The 16,555-nt window shown below is 64.9% G+C and carries 13 protein-coding genes and 1 riboswitch; of the genes, 4 read left to right on the top strand and 9 right to left on the bottom strand.

Features of this window, described 5'->3' with window-relative positions; translation table 11 throughout:
• Positions 1-17: 17 nt before the first annotated feature.
• From FQ755_RS14070 to cobW, 3 genes are read right to left on the bottom strand one after another with little or no spacing between them, the layout of a single operon-like run.
• Positions 18-1,082 (bottom strand): ATP-binding protein, encoded by a 1,065-nt coding sequence (locus FQ755_RS14070; protein WP_144155120.1) that lies wholly within the window; start codon positions 1,080-1,082, stop codon positions 18-20.
• Entirely contained in the window at positions 1,079-4,885 is a 3,807-nt protein-coding gene (gene cobN / locus FQ755_RS14065; protein WP_144155118.1) for a cobaltochelatase subunit CobN, read from the bottom strand. The genes FQ755_RS14070 and cobN overlap by 4 nt, the downstream gene beginning before the upstream one ends.
• A 6-nt stretch (positions 4,886-4,891) precedes the next feature.
• Positions 4,892-6,022 carry a cobalamin biosynthesis protein CobW gene (gene cobW / locus FQ755_RS14060; RefSeq protein WP_144155116.1) on the bottom strand — a complete coding sequence of 377 codons (1,131 nt, stop codon included), beginning with the start codon at positions 6,020-6,022 and terminating at the stop codon, positions 4,892-4,894.
• Between the two features lie 167 nt (positions 6,023-6,189).
• Positions 6,190-6,458: riboswitch (cobalamin riboswitch) on the bottom strand.
• A 141-nt stretch (positions 6,459-6,599) separates the two neighbouring features.
• Here cobW and FQ755_RS14055 point away from each other — a divergent pair.
• The 4 genes from FQ755_RS14055 to bluB are packed head-to-tail and all read left to right on the top strand — an operon-like array spanning position 6,600 to position 9,611.
• Positions 6,600-7,058, top strand: coding sequence for a cobalamin biosynthesis protein (locus FQ755_RS14055; RefSeq protein ID WP_409937509.1), 459 nt, complete (start codon positions 6,600-6,602; stop codon positions 7,056-7,058).
• On the top strand, positions 7,055-7,657 hold the full coding sequence (gene cobO, locus FQ755_RS14050) for a cob(I)yrinic acid a,c-diamide adenosyltransferase (protein WP_144155114.1): 603 nt from the start codon (positions 7,055-7,057) through the stop codon (positions 7,655-7,657). The genes FQ755_RS14055 and cobO overlap by 4 nt, the downstream gene beginning before the upstream one ends.
• Positions 7,658-7,660: 3 nt before the next feature.
• Positions 7,661-8,968, top strand: a complete 1,308-nt coding sequence (locus FQ755_RS14045; RefSeq protein WP_144155112.1) for a cobyrinate a,c-diamide synthase — start codon at positions 7,661-7,663, stop codon at positions 8,966-8,968.
• Positions 8,952-9,611, top strand: coding sequence for a 5,6-dimethylbenzimidazole synthase (bluB, locus tag FQ755_RS14040; protein WP_144155110.1), 660 nt, complete (start codon positions 8,952-8,954; stop codon positions 9,609-9,611). Before FQ755_RS14045 ends, bluB begins: the two co-directional genes overlap by 17 nt.
• Positions 9,612-9,652: 41 nt before the next feature.
• Here the strand turns inward: bluB and FQ755_RS14035 are convergent, their stop codons facing one another.
• The 6 genes from FQ755_RS14035 to FQ755_RS14010 all read right to left on the bottom strand — a co-directional run bounded on the left by FQ755_RS14035 (position 9,653) and on the right by FQ755_RS14010 (position 16,426).
• Positions 9,653-10,264 carry a DUF4136 domain-containing protein gene (locus tag FQ755_RS14035; RefSeq protein WP_144155108.1) on the bottom strand — a complete coding sequence of 204 codons (612 nt, stop codon included), beginning with the start codon at positions 10,262-10,264 and terminating at the stop codon, positions 9,653-9,655.
• Between the two features lie 34 nt (positions 10,265-10,298).
• Positions 10,299-12,734, bottom strand: coding sequence for a CHASE2 domain-containing protein (locus tag FQ755_RS14030; RefSeq protein ID WP_144155106.1), 2,436 nt, complete (start codon positions 12,732-12,734; stop codon positions 10,299-10,301).
• A gap of 17 nt (positions 12,735-12,751) precedes the next feature.
• Positions 12,752-14,161, bottom strand: coding sequence for a FecR domain-containing protein (locus tag FQ755_RS14025; RefSeq protein ID WP_144155206.1), 1,410 nt, complete (start codon positions 14,159-14,161; stop codon positions 12,752-12,754).
• A 14-nt stretch (positions 14,162-14,175) separates the two neighbouring features.
• Positions 14,176-14,874, bottom strand: coding sequence for a response regulator transcription factor (locus FQ755_RS14020; RefSeq protein ID WP_144155104.1), 699 nt, complete (start codon positions 14,872-14,874; stop codon positions 14,176-14,178).
• Positions 14,875-15,243: 369 nt separating this feature from the next.
• A complete protein-coding gene (locus FQ755_RS14015) occupies positions 15,244-15,663 on the bottom strand; it encodes a hypothetical protein (RefSeq protein WP_260858571.1) in 420 nt (139 codons plus the stop codon).
• Between the two features lie 208 nt (positions 15,664-15,871).
• The gene (locus tag FQ755_RS14010) at positions 15,872-16,426 is read right to left on the bottom strand and encodes a TonB C-terminal domain-containing protein (RefSeq protein ID WP_186308521.1); all 555 of its coding nucleotides are present in this window, start codon (positions 16,424-16,426) and stop codon (positions 15,872-15,874) included.
• Positions 16,427-16,555: the final 129 nt, after the last annotated feature.

Genomic DNA, 16,555 nt, shown 5'->3' with positions numbered 1-16,555 from the left:
GGCACCGTCCCGATGGCTCAGCGTTTTTTTGCGGTGAGCGGGATCACGCCTTTGACGGCAGTGATACCGGTTGGCTCGGGCGGCAGGTAGCCCCACTCGCTTTCCTGGTTTGTGGCGGCGGCATTTGCTGCATCAGCCTCGTTCGACGACGCAGCGCCTTCTTCGCCGCGCTCGGGCGAGCGCTGCTGCTGTGAAGGTGCATTGCCGATATGCCGCCTATGATACAAAACTGCTTCGGATACCTGATCGACATGCCCGGTGGTCACCTTGGCGGCCTGTTCGAGCGCGGCCAGCGCGCGCGCGGCGCGCAACATCACCAGATCGGCGCGCAGGCCGTCGACAGCAGCCGCAATGCACAGCGCGCTGACATGCGCATGCACGGCGTCATCGAAACCGAGTCCCGGCAGCGCGGCCCGCGCGGCGCGAATCCGCTGCACCTGTGCCGCCTGCTGCGGTGCGTAAGCGGCGCGAAACGCCGGTGGATCGAGATCGAAGCTGAGTCTCGCCTTGACGATCTGCTGCCGCACCGCCGGATCGAAACAGTTTTCCAGTTCGACCATCAGGCCGAAGCGGTCGATCAATTGCGGCCGCAACTCGCCTTCCTCGGGATTCATCGTGCCGATCAGCACGAAACTTGCCTCATGGCTATGCGAAATGCCGTCGCGCTCGACGGTGTTCACGCCGCTCGCGGCCGCATCGAGCAAGGCATCGACCAGCGCGTCGGGCAACAGGTTGACCTCGTCGACATACAGCACGCCACGATGTGCCTTCGCCAGCAAGCCCGGCGAAAAGCGCACGGCGCCGTCACGCAGCGCGCTTTCGATATCGAGCGTGCCGATCAGCCGGTCCTCGCTCGCGCCGAGCGGCAAGGTGATCAGTTGCCCTTCGGGCAGCAGTTCGGCGAGCGCGCGCGCGGCGGTCGATTTGGCGGTGCCGCGCGGACCGCTCACCAGCACGCCGCCGAGACCCGGATCGATCGCGGCCAGCAGCAGGGCCTGTTGCAGCGGCGCTTGCCCGACCAGCGCGGTGAATGGAAAGGCGGCTCTGGTGGACGGATCGCGCGGTTCGCTCGCTGCATTCATGGTCGGGTTCCTTCGATGAATTGCTCGCTCGCGAGCAGATGCTGTTCTACTTGCGCACGATAGTCGCCCGGCGCCTGCCACAAGCCGCGCCGCATCGCTTCGAGAAGCCGTTCGCACACCGAATGAAGTGCGTGCGGATTGTGTTGCTGCATGAATTCGCGGGTATTGGCGTCGTTCAGATATGCTTCGGTTACCAAAGCATATTGATGATCGGCAATCACGCGCGCCGTCGCATCGTAGCCGTAGAGATAATCGACGGTCGCCGCGATTTCCGCCGCGCCTTTGTAGCCGTGACGCTTCACGCCGTCGAGCCACTTCGGGTTGACGACGCGCGAGTGGATGACGCTGGCGATTTCCTCGCGCAGCGTGCGTACACGTGGCGCATCTGGATTGCTATGGTCCGCGTGATACACGTGCGGCTGATTGCCGGCCAGATGCCGCACGGCGGCGACCATGCCGCCCTGGAACTGGTAGTAGTCGTTCGAATCGAGCACGTCGTGCTCGCGGTTGTCCTGGTTTTGTAGCACCACGTCCATGGCCGCGAGACGCGTGCCGAATGCCTGATGCGCTGCTTCGCCGCCACTTTTCTGCGTGTAAGCGTAACCGCCCCATGCCTGGTAGGCATTCGCCAGATCGGCGTCGGTCTGCCATTGCTGGGTGTCGATGATCTCCTGCAAGCCCGCGCCATACGCGCCTGGCCTCGCGCTGAAGACGCGCCAGCCGGCGCGCCGGCGCGCCTCGGCGGCGTCCATGCCGCGCGCGACGAGGGCGTCGCGTTCGCGCAGCACACGCGCGCGAATCGGATTGATGTCCTCGGGTTCGTCGAGTTCGGCGACCGCTTGCACGGCAGCATCGAACAGGTGCATCACGTTGGCGAAGGCGTCGCGGAAGAAACCGGAGACGCGCAAGGTGACGTCGATACGCGGCCGGTCAAAGACCTCCATGGGCATGATCTCGAAGTCGGTCACGCGATGGCTGCCGGGCGCCCACCTGGGCCGTACTCCGAGCAAGGCCATCGCCTGGGCGATGTCGTCGCCCCCGGTGCGCATGGTCGCGGTACCCCACACGGACAGGCCGATTGCGCGTGGATAATCGCCATGCTCCTGCAGATGACGCTCAAGCAGATGTTGCGCCGACTTCAGTCCGAGCGACCAGGCAGCCTGAGTGGGAACGGCGCGCGTGTCGACCGAATAGAAATTGCGGCCGGTGGGCAGCACGTCGGGCCGTCCGCGCGAAGGCGAGCCGCTTGGACCTGCCGGCACGAAACGGCCTTCCAGTCCACGTCTGAGGTGGCGCATTTCTTCCGCACCGCAGGCATCGAGACGCGGCAGGATGTCAGTGCGCAGGCGTTCGAGCACGAGTTCGGTTTGCGGCAATGCGCCTTGAAGGGGGAGTGTGACGTGGGGATTGCCATCACGCTCGCATATCGCGCCCAGCATCTCGGCGGCGAGTAATTCCAGCCGCTCGCGCGTGTCGCCGTTATGCCGCCAGGGGGCGGCGCTGATCTGTTGCAACACTGCCGGTCGTGGACCGTCCCACACCGCCGCCCAATCTGCCGACAGCGGATCGAACAGGTGATCCAGCTTTAGATCGCGCGCCAGGGCATCGACCAGTCCCGCCTTGGCGCCGCGTCCATCGCCCACCGGAAAGCGTCCCAGCGCCAGCAAGGTATCGCGTCGCTGCATGCCCTCGGGAGAGCGGCCAAAGGTATGCAAGCCGTCGCGGATCTGCGCTTCCTTCAGTTCGCACAGCCAGGCATCCACGCGGGTGAGCAGCGCGTCTTCGGCATCCTGCCCGTCCGGCTCTTGTAGACTTAATTCGTCATGCAGACGATGTTCGACGATGGTCGCAAGAATAGTGCGCCGCAGCAGCTTCGAGCGGCGCGGGTCGACCATCAATGCTTCGTAATACTCATCAACCTGGCGTTCGAGATCCTGCAACGGTCCATAGCTTTCGGCCCGGGTGAGTGGCGGCATCAGATGATCGATGATCACGGCCTGGGCGCGCCGCTTCGCCTGGCTGCCCTCGCCCGGATCGTTGACGATGAACGGGTACAGATGCGGCAGCGGCCCGAGGATCAGATCGGGCCAGCACGCATTGCTCAATGCGACGCTCTTGCCGGGCAGCCATTCGAGGTTGCCATGCTTGCCGACGTGCAGCACCGCATCGATTCCGAACGAATCCCGCAGCCAGAAATAGAACGCCAGATAGGCATGCGGCGGCACCAGATCCGCATCGTGATAGCTGGCGTAATCGCCCTGCTCGCGCGAACGCGACGGCTGGATGCCGACAAACACGTGGCCGCAGCGCCAGCCCGAAATCATGAAGCGGCCGCGCCTTAAGGTCGGGTCCTGTTCGGGGGGACCCCAGCGTGCATTCAGGGCATCTCTGGCTTCTGCGGGCAGGTGTGCGAAATGCGCGAGGTAATCGTCGAGCGCGAAGCTCTGCAAGGCGGGTCGCAGATCGCGCACCACCGGATCGTTGGTCACGCCCTCGGTCAGCTTGCGCAGCAAGGCGTCGCCATCCGCGGGTAGCTCGGCCAGGCGATAGCCTTCGGCCGCCAGCATTTCAAGAATCCCCACCACCGACGCCGGCGTATCGAGCCCCACGCCATTACCGATGCGCCCTTCGCTCATCGGATAGTTGGCAAGGATCAGGGCGACTTTTTTGTCCGCGTTGGCAAGGGTGCGCAGGCGGCACCAGCGGCGGCTCAGTTCCGCGAGAAAGCCGACCCGCTCGTGATCGGGCTGATACCGCACCACGTCCACTTCGGTGTGCGGACAACGGTACGCCAGTCCCTTGAAGCTGATCGCGCGCGTGATGATGCGGCCGTCCACCTCGGGCAGCGCGATATGCATGGCGATATCGCGCGAATTGAGGCCTTGATTGTCCTTCAGCCAGTCCGCGCGATTGCCGCCGCTCAGGATCACCTGTAGCACCGGGGCGTCGCCGGCGAGCGCAAGCGGCTCGGGGTCGTCGATCGCACTCGCTGCGAACGCCGTCGTGTTCAGCACCAGGGCGACGTCATGTTGCGCGCACAGCTGTTGCAGGACCTGGCGGCTCATGGCGTCTTTGAGCGAGGTCAGCGCAATCGGCAAGGGATTCAGGCCCTGTGCTTCCAGCGCTTCGATCAGCGCATCAAACACGGCCGTATTGGCGGCCTGCAGATGCGCCTTGTAAAACAGGATCGCCACCACCGGCGCGTCGCGATGCCAGCGCGCCTGCCAGTCCGCGATAGTCGGCGTCTCGTGCTCCGGATGATAAAGCGTCGCCGCCGGCAACACGCGCGGCGCGGCGGGCTCGCGTCCCCAATCCAACGAGCGGTAAGCGATGCAACGCAAAAAAGCCTCGGCATTTTGCGCACCGCCTTCACGCAGATAACGCCACAACTGATGGCAAAGCGCGGCATCGGCCGTGCTGCGCGCGAGCAGGTTCGGATCTTCCTGCAAGTCGCCGGAGAACATGGCCAGCAGTTGCTGCTTGCGTGCGGCCAGCGCCACCACCTGCTCGATGCCGTAAGGCCAATACGCCTCGCCGCCCAGATGATCCACCACCACGACGCGCGCATGCTGCAGCACGTCCTCGACGTAGAAATCCACCGAAGCCGGTTGCCGCAGGTAAGTGACATTCGCAAGGCGCACGCTCGGAAAACCGGCTCCAAGACGCGGCACGACACTCGCGAGCAACGACAGCGTCGTGTCGGCCGAACTGAGCACCACGATCTCGGCGGGCCGCTGATCGATGCGGATGACGCCCTGGGTATCGTCGACGAAACCGCCCGGCGTGGTGCGCAGCAGATGCATGGCCGCTTACGCCTGCTGTGCGTGTTGCGCTGGTTGCGCCGGTTGCATTTCAGCCTTCAACGCGGCATCGAATGCGCTTTGCAGCGCGGCCTGGTCGAGGTCTTCGCCAATCAGCACGAAGCGGCTCTGCTGCGGTTCGCCGCTTTTTTCGCTGGTCTTTTCACTTGCCTGCCAGCGACGGTCGAAATAGCTGTCGAAGCGACGCCCCACGCCCTGAATCACCAGACGCATCGGCGCGCCGGGTAAGGCAGCAAACCCCTTGACGCGATAGATCGTGTGGTTTTCCACGAGGCTTTGCAGCGCCGCGATCACGGCCTCGCGCGACGGGGCTTCGGCCTTGACTACCACCGAATCGAACTCGTCGTGATGATGGTCGGCGTCTTCCGCGGAGCCGTGATGATCGTGACGCAGATGGATGGTGGCTTCCGATTCCGCTTCGAGGCCGAGCAAGGTGTGCAGGTCCAGTTGCCCCATCTGCGCGCGCACCACCTTTACCTGCGGCGCAATCTCTGCGCGGATCGACGCTTCAACTGCGGCTTGCTGCGCCTCGTCGAGCAGATCCGTCTTGTTGAGAATCACCAGATCCGCCGCGGACAACTGATCTTCGAACAGCTCATGCAGCGGCGATTCGTGATCGAGATTCGCGTCGGCCTTGCGCTGCGCGTCCACCGCTACCGGATTGTCGGCGAACTGGCCGCTCGCGGCGGCCGGCCCATCGACCACCGTGATCACCGCATCCACGGTGAAGCTGTTCTTGACGGCCGGCCAGTTGAAGGCCTGCACCAGCGGCTTGGGCAATGCGAGGCCGGAGGTTTCGATCAGCACGTGATCGATCTGCTCGCGCCGTTCCACCAGCTTTTCCATCACCGGAAAAAATTCTTCCTGCACGGTGCAGCACAGGCAGCCATTGGCGAGTTCGTACAACTGGCCTTCGGTCTCGTTGCCGTTTTCATCGCAGCCGATGCCGCAGCCCTTGAGGATCTCGCCGTCAATGCCAAGTTCGCCGAATTCGTTGACGATCACCGCAATCCGTTTGCCGCCTGCGTGCTGAAGAATGTGCCGCAGCAGCGTGGTTTTGCCGCTGCCGAGGAAACCGGTCACCACGGTGACGGGGATTTTGCGCATGGGGTTCTGCATGGTTAATCCGTCCAGAGAGATTGCCGATAGTGTGCCAATTGAGTGCCGATGAGTGCCGACTCGCAGGCGCGGGAATTGAACAGACGAAACGCGGGGACGGTATTCGGGCGCTGCAGCAGTAAAGAAGCGCAGCAATGAAGTCGGGGACGACACGCCGCATCCCCGCGGCGCCAACCCTCTTCCCTGGCCGGTATCCGGGCTGGCGAAAGCGCCGCTTCCCCTTCCCAGACGAGTGTTTTCTCGCCCAGTGGTTGCATGCCTGCGCGACCTTGCGCGCAGACACTGAAGCCGGCTCTGCACCGCTTGCGCGATGCCTTCGCTTACCGTTGCGGGGGCAGCACAGGTTAGTCCGGTCTCGTGAAAGTGGACGCCCTGTTTCCCGTTTAACTGCGCGCGCAGGAACGCGCACGCGAGCACCAAAGTGGCTGGGAGTTTAGGCCCGCGAGCCCGGCGCGTCAAGGAAACGCGGCCTGCGCGGCGCGCGCGGCTTGTGCTATCGTATGCGCGCATTTGGCGCCGGCACCCGGTCGCGCGGGTGCAGTCGAACCGCAAGCAGGATGCGTAACAGGAGCACCGTATGAGCCAAACCATGAGCCAGGTGGCCTCGCTTGACGTCGGGATCGGTTGCAGGCGGCACGTTTCGGCTGAGCAGATTGCGGCTGCGGTTGGACAGGCGCTCGGCGCCGTTTCGTTCGAAGCCATTCGTTGCATCGCGACCATCGAATCCAAAGCGGATGAACCCGGTCTGCGCGAATTTTGTGCGCGACATGGGCTGCCTTTGCTGGCTTTCAGCCGCGAGGAAATTGCCGCTTTATCCGTGCCGTTGCCCATGCCGTCCGCTGCTGCGCGCAAACATCTGGGCATAGACGGCGTGTGCGAACCCTGTGCGTTGCTTGCCGCGCCTCATGGCCGCCTGATCGTGCGGAAGATGGTGCTCGACGGCGTAACGGTTGCGGTCGCAGCGAATGCAGCGGATGCGCGCGATGCAGGCTCAACACCCCAAACTTTAGAACCCAGCCAACAGGACCTTCCATGAAAACCGACACCGAATCGCATCAGCGCATGACCCAGCGGCGTCGCGAAGGCCACGAAAAAAAGCAGGCCGAAGCGAACCTCGAAAAGGGTCTGCTGATCGTCAATACCGGTACCGGGAAGGGTAAAACCACGGCGGCGTTCGGCATGGCCGTGCGCGTGCTCGGGCATGGCATGCGCCTCGGCGTCGTCCAGTTCATCAAAGGGGCGCTGCACACCTCGGAGCGCGATTTCCTCGGCAAGATCGCCCAATGCGATTTCGTGACGATGGGCGACGGCTACACGTGGAATACCCAAAACCGGGATGCCGACATCGCAACCGCGCGTAAAGGCTGGGACGAAGCACGCCGGATGATCGAAAGCGGCGAGTATCAAATGGTGATTCTCGATGAGCTGAACACCGTGCTGAAATACGAATACCTGCCGCTCGACGAAGTGCTGGCCGTCGTCAACGCGCGCCCCGAGATGCTGCATGTGGTGATCACCGGCCGCCACGCGCCCGAGGCGCTGATTGAAGCAGCCGATCTGGTGACGGAAATGCGCGCCGTCAAGCATCCGTACCGCGAGCAGCACGTCAAGGCGCAGCGCGGCGTGGAATTCTGAGCCATGCCGTCCTGTCCCGCCCTGTTCATCAGCGCGCCGGCTTCCGGTCAGGGCAAGACCACGATCACCGCCGGCCTCGCCCGTTACCATCGGCGCCAGGGGCGGCGCGTGCGTGTCTTCAAGACCGGCCCGGATTTTCTCGACCCGATGATCCTCGCCCACGCCAGCGGCGCGCCGGTGCTCTCGCTCGACCTGTGGATGGTGGGCGAAGAGGCGTGTCGTGAATTGCTGGCACAGGCCGCCGCCGAGGCCGACCTGATCCTGATCGAAGGCGTGATGGGACTCTACGACGGCACGCCGAGCAGTGCCGATCTCGCCACCACGTTCGGCGTGCCCGTTGTCACGGTGATCTCGGCCAAGGCGATGGCGCAGACATTCGCCGCGCTCGCGTTCGGGCTTGCGCGCTTTCGGCCAGAGGTGCCCTTTTACGGCGTGTTCGCCAACCGCGTCGGCTCGACGCGTCACGCGCAAATGCTGCAGGCGGCGCTGCCGGACGACTTATGCTGGATGGGATATATTGCCGGCGACGCAGCGATCGAATTGCCCGAGCGGCATCTCGGTCTGCATCAGGCAGGGGAAGTGGACGATCTCGATGCGCGGCTCGAGCGTGCCGCGGACGTGCTCGCGCAAACGCCGCTTGCCTTGTTGCCGCCTGCCGTGGATTTCCGTGCGCCGTCGTTGTCTGAACGCAATGAATTACCGCGTCTGCTGGATGGAAAACACATCGCTATTGCCCGCGACGCGGCCTTTTCGTTTATCTATCCGGCCAACCTCACGCTGCTCGAAGCCCTTGGCGCCAAAGTCAGTCACTTCTCGCCGCTGGCCGACGAGCCCGTGCCGGAAGGCGTCCATGCCGTTTATCTGCCCGGCGGCTATCCGGAACTGCATGCGGCGACGCTCGCTCATAGCGCGCTGAGCGCCCATACGATACGCGCGCATGTCGCGGCTGGAAAACCTGTCGTCGCCGAATGCGGCGGCATGCTCTATCTGCTAGAGCAACTCACCGACACCCACGGCGCGACCACGCCGATGCTCGGCCTGCTGCCCGGCCATGCCACCATGCAGACGCGCTTCGCCGCACTCGGCATGCAGCAGCTCGACGGCATCCACGGCACCATGACCGGTCATACGTTTCACTACTCGAAGCTGACGACGCCGCTCACACCCGAGCGCACGGCCATCCGCGCGCAAGGCGGCGCGGCAGGCGAAGCCGTGTTCCGTGCCGGCCCGATCGTCGCCACCTATATGCATGCCTACTGGCCTTCCAACCCGGCCTTCGCGGCCGCCCTGTTCAATGGCGCAGCGTTTTAACGATTCCGACCGCGAGGCCGTCTACCGCGCCATTCATGAGCGGCGCGACATGCGCCACTTCCTGCCCGACCCTGTAGACCCGGCCGTGCTCACGCGCCTGCTCGACGCGGCACATCATGCGCCGAGCGTCGGTTTCATGCAGCCGTGGCGGATCGCGCGCATCACCGATCCGGCGTTACGGCTCGCCTTGCATGCAACCGTGGAGCGCGAACGGCTTGCCACCGCCGACGCACTCGGCAAGCGGCGCGATGAGTTCATGAAGCTCAAGGTGGAGGGCATGCTGGAGTGCGGCGAACTGCTGGTGATGGCGCTGATGGATGGCCGCGAAAAGCATATCTTCGGACGCCGAACTTTACCGGAGATGGATCTCGCCTCCGTCGCCTGCGCGATCCAGAACATGTGGCTCGCGGCGCGCGCCGAGGGCCTGGGCATGGGCTGGGTGTCGCTGTTCGAGGTCGACGCCGTGCGCGCCCTGCTGCATATGCCAGCAGGTGCGCGGCCGGTGGCGATTCTTTGTCTCGGTCACGTCGACGCGTTTTACGCCGAACCCATGCTGGAAACCGAACGCTGGGCCAGCCGTCTGCCGCTAGCCGACTGCGTGTTTGAAAACCGCTGGCCCGAGGGCGATCTCAAGCCCGAATAACGCAGTGCGGCCCAGCACGGAGCCTGCCAAGGTTTAACAGCTCAGCGCTGCACCGGCTTGACCGACACGACCTGCGGCCCGCCACCCGTCGCGTCGGCGCGCAGTTTCACCCGCCAGTCGGGATGGTCCGCGAAAGGGAATTGCGCCAGCGCGCTTTTCACCAGATACGGAATCGCGTGCAGGGGATCGGCGTCGTGATCCTGGCTCGCGGCGCTTACCTTGTAGACTTCGCGGCCGTTGGTCTGCTCGAAGAATCGCAGCGTCAACGAATGCCGGTACGAACGACCGCCGAAGAGCGAAAACGACGCCTCGCCCGAATCGCCGCATCCGGTCTGCGCGCAGTCGGACGATGAGCCCACACCCACTGCCGCCGGCCGCGTATCATAGGCAATCGAAAGCAGATAATGCGCGTGCTGCTGGGCGACGTCGGCGAATCCGTACTTACCCAGTTCAGTCCGAATCAATGTTTCGTATTCCGTATGATCCGGGCTGCCGTCCTGCAAGGGCGAACGCGCCAGCGCGTAACTGTGCTCGCCCTCCATCGGCGTGGCCGCAGGCGACGCCCGCACGTCGGCGCTCACGCCGGCACATCCTGTCAGGCTTACGGTCAGGCTTGCTGCGATCAGCGCAGCGAATATCAGCGTAGCTCGCATCGTTTTCTCGCTTATAAGGATTGCAGAATATCCATCACAGTTGCTCGAGTTGTGTCTCGTCGAGGGCCGGCAAAAGCACGGTAAACGCGGTGCCTTTGCCCGGCGCACTGACGACCTGCACCTCGCCGCCATGCCGCATGACGACGGTTTTGACGAAGGCCATGCCGAGGCCCGCGCCGCCGGTCTCCGGCTGTTCGTTCTCGTGAAAACGCCGGAAACGCTGAAACAGCCGGCTCTGCTGCTCCAGCGGAATGCCATAGCCCTGGTCTCGAATCGTGCATTGCACGCGCGCCGGCAGCCCCTGCGCCAGCCCGACCGTGCAGACGATGCGCGTCTCGGGCGGGCTATATTTGACCGCGTTGTTCATGATGTTGACGAGCGCCCGCGTCATCAGCGAGCGATCGGCGCAGATCCAGCAGGCGGCGTCGTTTTCGGCTGCGGTCTCCATCTGGATCTGCTTGGCGTGAGCCTGCGGCCAGACCTCGTCGCTGGCGTCGATGGTCAGCTCACTCAGGTCGAGCGCTTCGAGCACATAGGCCTGCGATTCCGCGCGCGCCAGTTGCACGAAATCGTCGGCGAGCGTGAGCGCGCGCCGCGAGTAGCGCGCGATGCGTTCGAGCAACTCATGTACATGGTCCGACTCGACGCGCGCCCGTTCGATCTCCACCAGCGCCAGAATCGAGGCCTGCGGCGAGCGCATGTCGTGCGACAACAGCCGCAAGGCGTCCTCGCGTTGCCGCTCGGCGGCGTGCAGCGCGCTGACGTCGACGAGGCCCGCGATCCAGCCGGTCACCTCGCCTTCCTCGTTAGTGCAGACGGCATAGCGCAACAGATGATCGCGCTCGGCGAGGTCGCGCACTTCGATGCCTTGCGCCATCAGGTCCGCGAATTCGAGCCGGGTCGGATCGAGAATGGCCGGCCAGTGGCTGCGCGCCCGCCCGTCGCGCTCCGCATCGCGCTGCGTATCGGCCTCGCCGCCGGCGTCGATCGTCTTCACGAAGGCCAGACCGCCTAACACGTCACGCATTAACCGGCCTTGCGGCGCGAGCGCGCCGAGCCGCGCGAAATGCGCGGTCGCCGCGTGGTTGGCGATCAGCACGACGCCACGCACGTCGCTCACCAGAATCGGCTCGGGGACGCTATCGAGGCTATCCCACACGAAACGCTTCATGTCCTGCACGCGCTGGGCGGCCTGAGCCATCAGCGCCATATGCTGTTCCAGCACGTCGCCGCCGAACTCGCGGCGGCGTGGCGGCGTTTCCGGCAGCAGATGCGGTTCGTCGGCGAGGCGCTGCAGTTCCTGGCGCAGATACGCCATGGTCATTTCGAGGCGCCGCCAGTTCCACACCGGATACACCACGATCAGCCCGACCACGGCGGGCGCCGGCGACATCCACAGCCGCGCACCGTAAAGCAAGGCGGCGCTGCCGCCCGTGACGAGCACGCCTAGCCCGACCGTCAGCAGCAACGAACGGCGCGGCGACAGCACGAGAAAGCCCGCCAGCAGCGCGACCAGCGGCACCAGCGAAACGAGCACCAGGGGCGCGGCGGCGACCGGGTCGATGGCGCGGCCGGTCAACAGCGTATCCAGCAGGTTGGCGTGGATGTAGACGCCCGGCAGCGGACCCAGCTCGCCCGAGACCGGCGTCGCAAAGCGGTCGTAAAGACCCGACGCCGTCACGCCGATCAGCACGAGGCGGCCACGCAACCGCTCGGGCGGCACCTCGCCCGCCACGACGCTGGCGAACGACACATGCGCGTAGCTCGCGGCATTGCGGTTGAACGGAATCAGAAAGCGCGCCTCGTCGAGTTTCTCCAGCGTGCGGTCGCGCTCACCGGCGAGGCCGGCGATGGCTGGAGTCGGCTCAATCGCGCCGCTGCGGATCGCCCGCCAGACCGGCACCATCAGTTGCGGCCAGCGCGAATGGGCATCGCCTTCGAACAGGGCGACGCTGCGCACGATGCCGTCGCCGTCGACTTCCAGGTTGATGTGGCCGAGCCCGGCCGCCGCGGCCGCGAGCGGCGCCACCGGCTTCACGACGACCCGCGCGCCGTCGTGGTCCGCGGCACTCAGCAGCACCGGCAGATAGGTCGGACTCAGGGCGATGGCGCGGGCCAGTTGCGCGTCATCCGCGGCGGCCTCGGTGAACAGCACGTCGTAGATGACCGCAGCGGGTTGCGCCCTGGCCAGTTGCGTCAACAGATTCGCATGCACGCTGCGCGGCCAGGGCCAGTGGCCGAGCCGCTCGATGCTGGCGTTGTCGATTTCGACCACCACGATATCGGCGAGCGCAGGCTGCGCGTGCAGCGCGAGAAAACGGTCATAGACCAGATGATCGATGCCCGCCGTCCAGCGGCCGAGCGCGCTCAGCAGGATGACCGCGACACCGAGACAGCCGAGCGCGCCCCATTCGAACAGGAAGCGCCGGCCAGCCGGCCGGCCTAGTCGTGCACGCGGATCAAGGCTCATGCGTGGAGGTTAGCGTCCTAACGGGCAAGCGTGAACGACCGGACGGCACTGCCCTTCTCGTAGAACCGGCCGTTTTCGAACTGCTCGGCAATTACCGTCCAATAATAAACGCCGCGCGGCAGATCCGTCACCACGATCTCGCCGGCCGGCAGATCCGGTCGATCCACAATTGGCTTGCGCAGATCGGCCGTCGCGGCGAGCACGAAGCGAAAGCGCGTCTCCACGCCCGGGCGGCTCGCGAACCAGCGGAACGTGTAGTCGCGCGTGCCGGGGCGCGGCGTCGCCGAGGCAGACAGGCCCAATTGGCGCCGCTCGAAGCTATAGGTCTGCGGCAGACCTTCGAGACCGTTGCGAGCGATGGCCGAGATGCGCACGAAGTAGGTGCCGTCGGGCAGCGCGCCGAAATCGGCGTGGGGCGCGCTAACCGGCTGATCGCGGATCAGGTCGAGCAGGTCCGCATCGCGCGCAATCTGCACGCGGTAGCCGGCTGCGCGGCTGTCCGGCACGAGATCGAAGGCGACCGTCTGGCCATCCTGGACCCTGGCGGGATCGGCCAAGGCCGGCGCGCTCAGCAATTCGACCGGCGCGCCGATTGCACCGCCGGCGTTCGAGACATTGCCGAAGCGTGCCGCGACGAGTTGCTCTGACGCCTGCAAGGGCACGCCCGGCGCCGGCGCGGCTACGTTGCCCGAATCTACGCCGACCGCGCCGTCCAGCACCTCCACGGAAGTCTGCTGCTGGCCGGCGTCGTAGTTCACGCGAAAGCGCGTGCCGCGCACGCCGGCCACCACGGAAGGCGAACGGATCTGGAAGCGGTCGTCTTTCCTGGTCGCATGCGTGACTTCGCTGTCGACCTCGCCGTGCTGCAGATTGATGACGTGGTCCGACGCACCTGTCACCACCGTCTGACGCAGCTTGCCGATCTCGACCATGCCGTCCTGCGAGACCGTCACGTGCGAGCCGTCTGCGAGTTCCAGCGTCACGAAGCCCTCGTGGCCGGTGCGCAGCCGATCGCCTTCACCGAGCAACATGCCGGGCGCGAGCGGCGTATAGGGACCGGCGCCGAAAGCCCGCTCGACCGGGCCGCTCGCCGTCACGACGCGGGCGGATTCGGTGTCTTCGCGCAGCAACGCGGCCGGCAGCTTGATCTCGATGCCGGCCTGTAGACGGCGCGGCGCGGGCACGTGGTTGAGGCGGCTGAGCACGGCCCAGTCGTGCGAGTCGCGCAGGTAGCGCGCGGCGATTTCATACAGCGTGTCGCCCGCCTCGGTCGTGTAAGTCACCGTGACGACGGGCTCGCTATGGTTCTTGCGCGCGTTACGCGCGTTAGCCAGCGCGGGCGCAAACCCGAGCGCCACGGCGAGGCACGGCACCAGCGCCGCGAGCGCACGGCGCGTGTTTCCCGCCGGCCGACGGGCCGGCAGCATGGCAGCGGACAAGCTCACACCGCCCCCGTTTCGATACGCTCGAGCCGGTAGCCGTAGCCGTAGATCGGCGTCAGGCGATAACCGTTTTCGGGCCGCAGGCCCAATTTGCTGCGCAACATGGAGACGTGCGTATCCATGGTACGCGACGGGATTTCAGTGGCCTGCTTCCAGATCACGTCGAGGATATGGGCGCGCGACAGCGGCCGGCTCAGGTGCTGGAACAGCAGCAGCGCCAGGTCGAATTCCTTTTGCGTGACCGCGACGGCGGTGCCGCGCACCAGCACGTGCTTGGCGCTCAGATCGAATTCGTATTCCCCGAACACTTCCTTGAGCGCGGTGGTATTGAGCATGTAGGCGCGCCGCAATAGCGAGCCGACGCGCGCCAGCAGCACGCCCGCCGACACCGGCTTGACGACGTAATCGTCCGCCCCTGTATTGAGGATCGAGGTGATGTCAGTTTCGCGGCTGCGGCTCGTCATGAACAGCACCGGCAAACGCTCGGAGAGGCTCTCCCGAACCCAGCGCAGCACTTCTTCGCCGGACATGTCAGGCACATTCCAGTCCAGCACCAGCAGATCGAACGTCTGACGCCTGAGCTGGCGCACGAGCGCACGGCCTTCGGCATACGCGTGGCAAACGTGGCCAGCGGCCGAAAGGGTTTGACACACCAGATCCGCCTGAGCCGGATCGTCATCCAGGACTGCAATTCTCATAACACCCCGCATCGCAACACCGTTATTCGTATCTGGATGGCCGGTCAACGAGTCAACGGATTCCCCCATCGACAATGCTATTTATCGGTTATGAGTCACGCATCCTGAACCCCGTTTAAAACAGGTATTCGGCATATCTCAAAAATGGAGCGCAACTTGCCTCGTCACATGGCGTGAATAGGCTTTTTCATCATAATCGAAAACAGCCATCCCCTTCCGAATGCCAATCGCCTGCCATCCGGTATCGGCTCACACGCGCGAGCCGTCTCTCAGATTCTTCGACCGGCCTGCCGGGGCCGCTCACCGGACGTATCGCCGGGTTATACAACTGGTCTCACTCGCGCCGTGACGCGTTCCCGCTGGCCCCGTCTAACCTGTCCTGGCGGGCGCGAGGCGATACGCCTCGTCCTCGCTGTCGTCGTTTTCCGCATCGTCCTGCGGCTTTGGGCGACGGCTCAGCGCCGCCTCGAGATGAATCCGTACATGCTCCCACGCGCTGTGCGCGTAGTCCGGCTGGGCCGCCGCCCAGTCCTGCGCGAGGCCGAACACGCGCCGCACCGTGGCCGCGCAGGCGCTCAGATCCCCCGCGCCCGGCGCCGACGATTCGCGCAGCCATTCGGCAAGCCAAGGCATATCGACGGCGCACGCATCCGCATAGGCTTCGGTCGCCGCCCGCGCGTGACGGTCGCTCGTCAGGTCGAATTCGATGCGCTGCAGGCGTTGTCCCGCTTTGCGCTTCTGCTCGTTCGCCGTGAACGGAATGCGCGTCGTGCGCGGTCTAAAAAACATCCGGTTCCTCGTTAAGCGACGCAACAGCCGTCACGCCATGCCGCCCAGCGCGATGCAATTCGCATACTTATTCGTCATGCCCTGCTGTGAATATCAACAGATATTTACAATCTGTCGGGACAGTATAAGAACAGTCTCAATTTAAATCGTTTAAAGATTGTTAGATCGATTGTCAATTGTGCCGATTCGCGCAGCACTCGCGTTCCGCTCAATCGCATGCCGTGGCGCTGCCCACCGTGTTGCAGTGATGGACCGACCAGTGGCTTTCCCCGGTCAGCCCGGTGCTGCCGCCGATGCCGCGCGGTTGCGGTTGCGGCCGGAAATGCAGATCGACGCGGGAAATTTCGTGCGACGCGTGGATCGCGGGCAAGGGCGAGGCGGCGGCGATTGCGCGCTGGATCGCGGCGTCCCATGCCGGGTTGCCGCTCGAACCGAGTTGCCCCACCGAGCTCACGGCGCCGGCCGAATCGAAATGGATCGACACCACGCCCTCGGGGTTGTCCGGCACACTGGTCGACGCGACGGACAGATTGCTGGACAGCGCACAACCGACATACATGCGCCATTGCACGGCATTGAGCTGGTCGAGCGCCGGACGGGATGCGCCGTTGGCGGTGGCGCGCACGAGGCAGCGGCGGGTCACTTCATCCGCGGAAGGCAATGGGGGTTCGCCGTTTGCGGACGGCGTGCCGCTCGTGCAAGCGGCCAGCCAGGACACTGTCGACACAACCACAGCAAGCAGCCAGCGCCGGTTTCGAGTCATTTTCGCTTCCAGTCGTCGCGGATGCTGCGATCTTACCGGTTGACCCTGCCGAGGCATACGCCACGGCGGCCCAGGATTATCCCGCGGCTCACCCGCCGGGACCGGCACGGTATTCATATTGCGTGCGGT

Origin of the sequence: Paraburkholderia sp. BCC1885 (genome assembly GCF_900996235.1) — a bacterium.
Lineage (GTDB): Bacteria > Pseudomonadota > Gammaproteobacteria > Burkholderiales > Burkholderiaceae > Paraburkholderia.
This window is presented reverse-complemented; position numbering and strand designations above follow the sequence as displayed.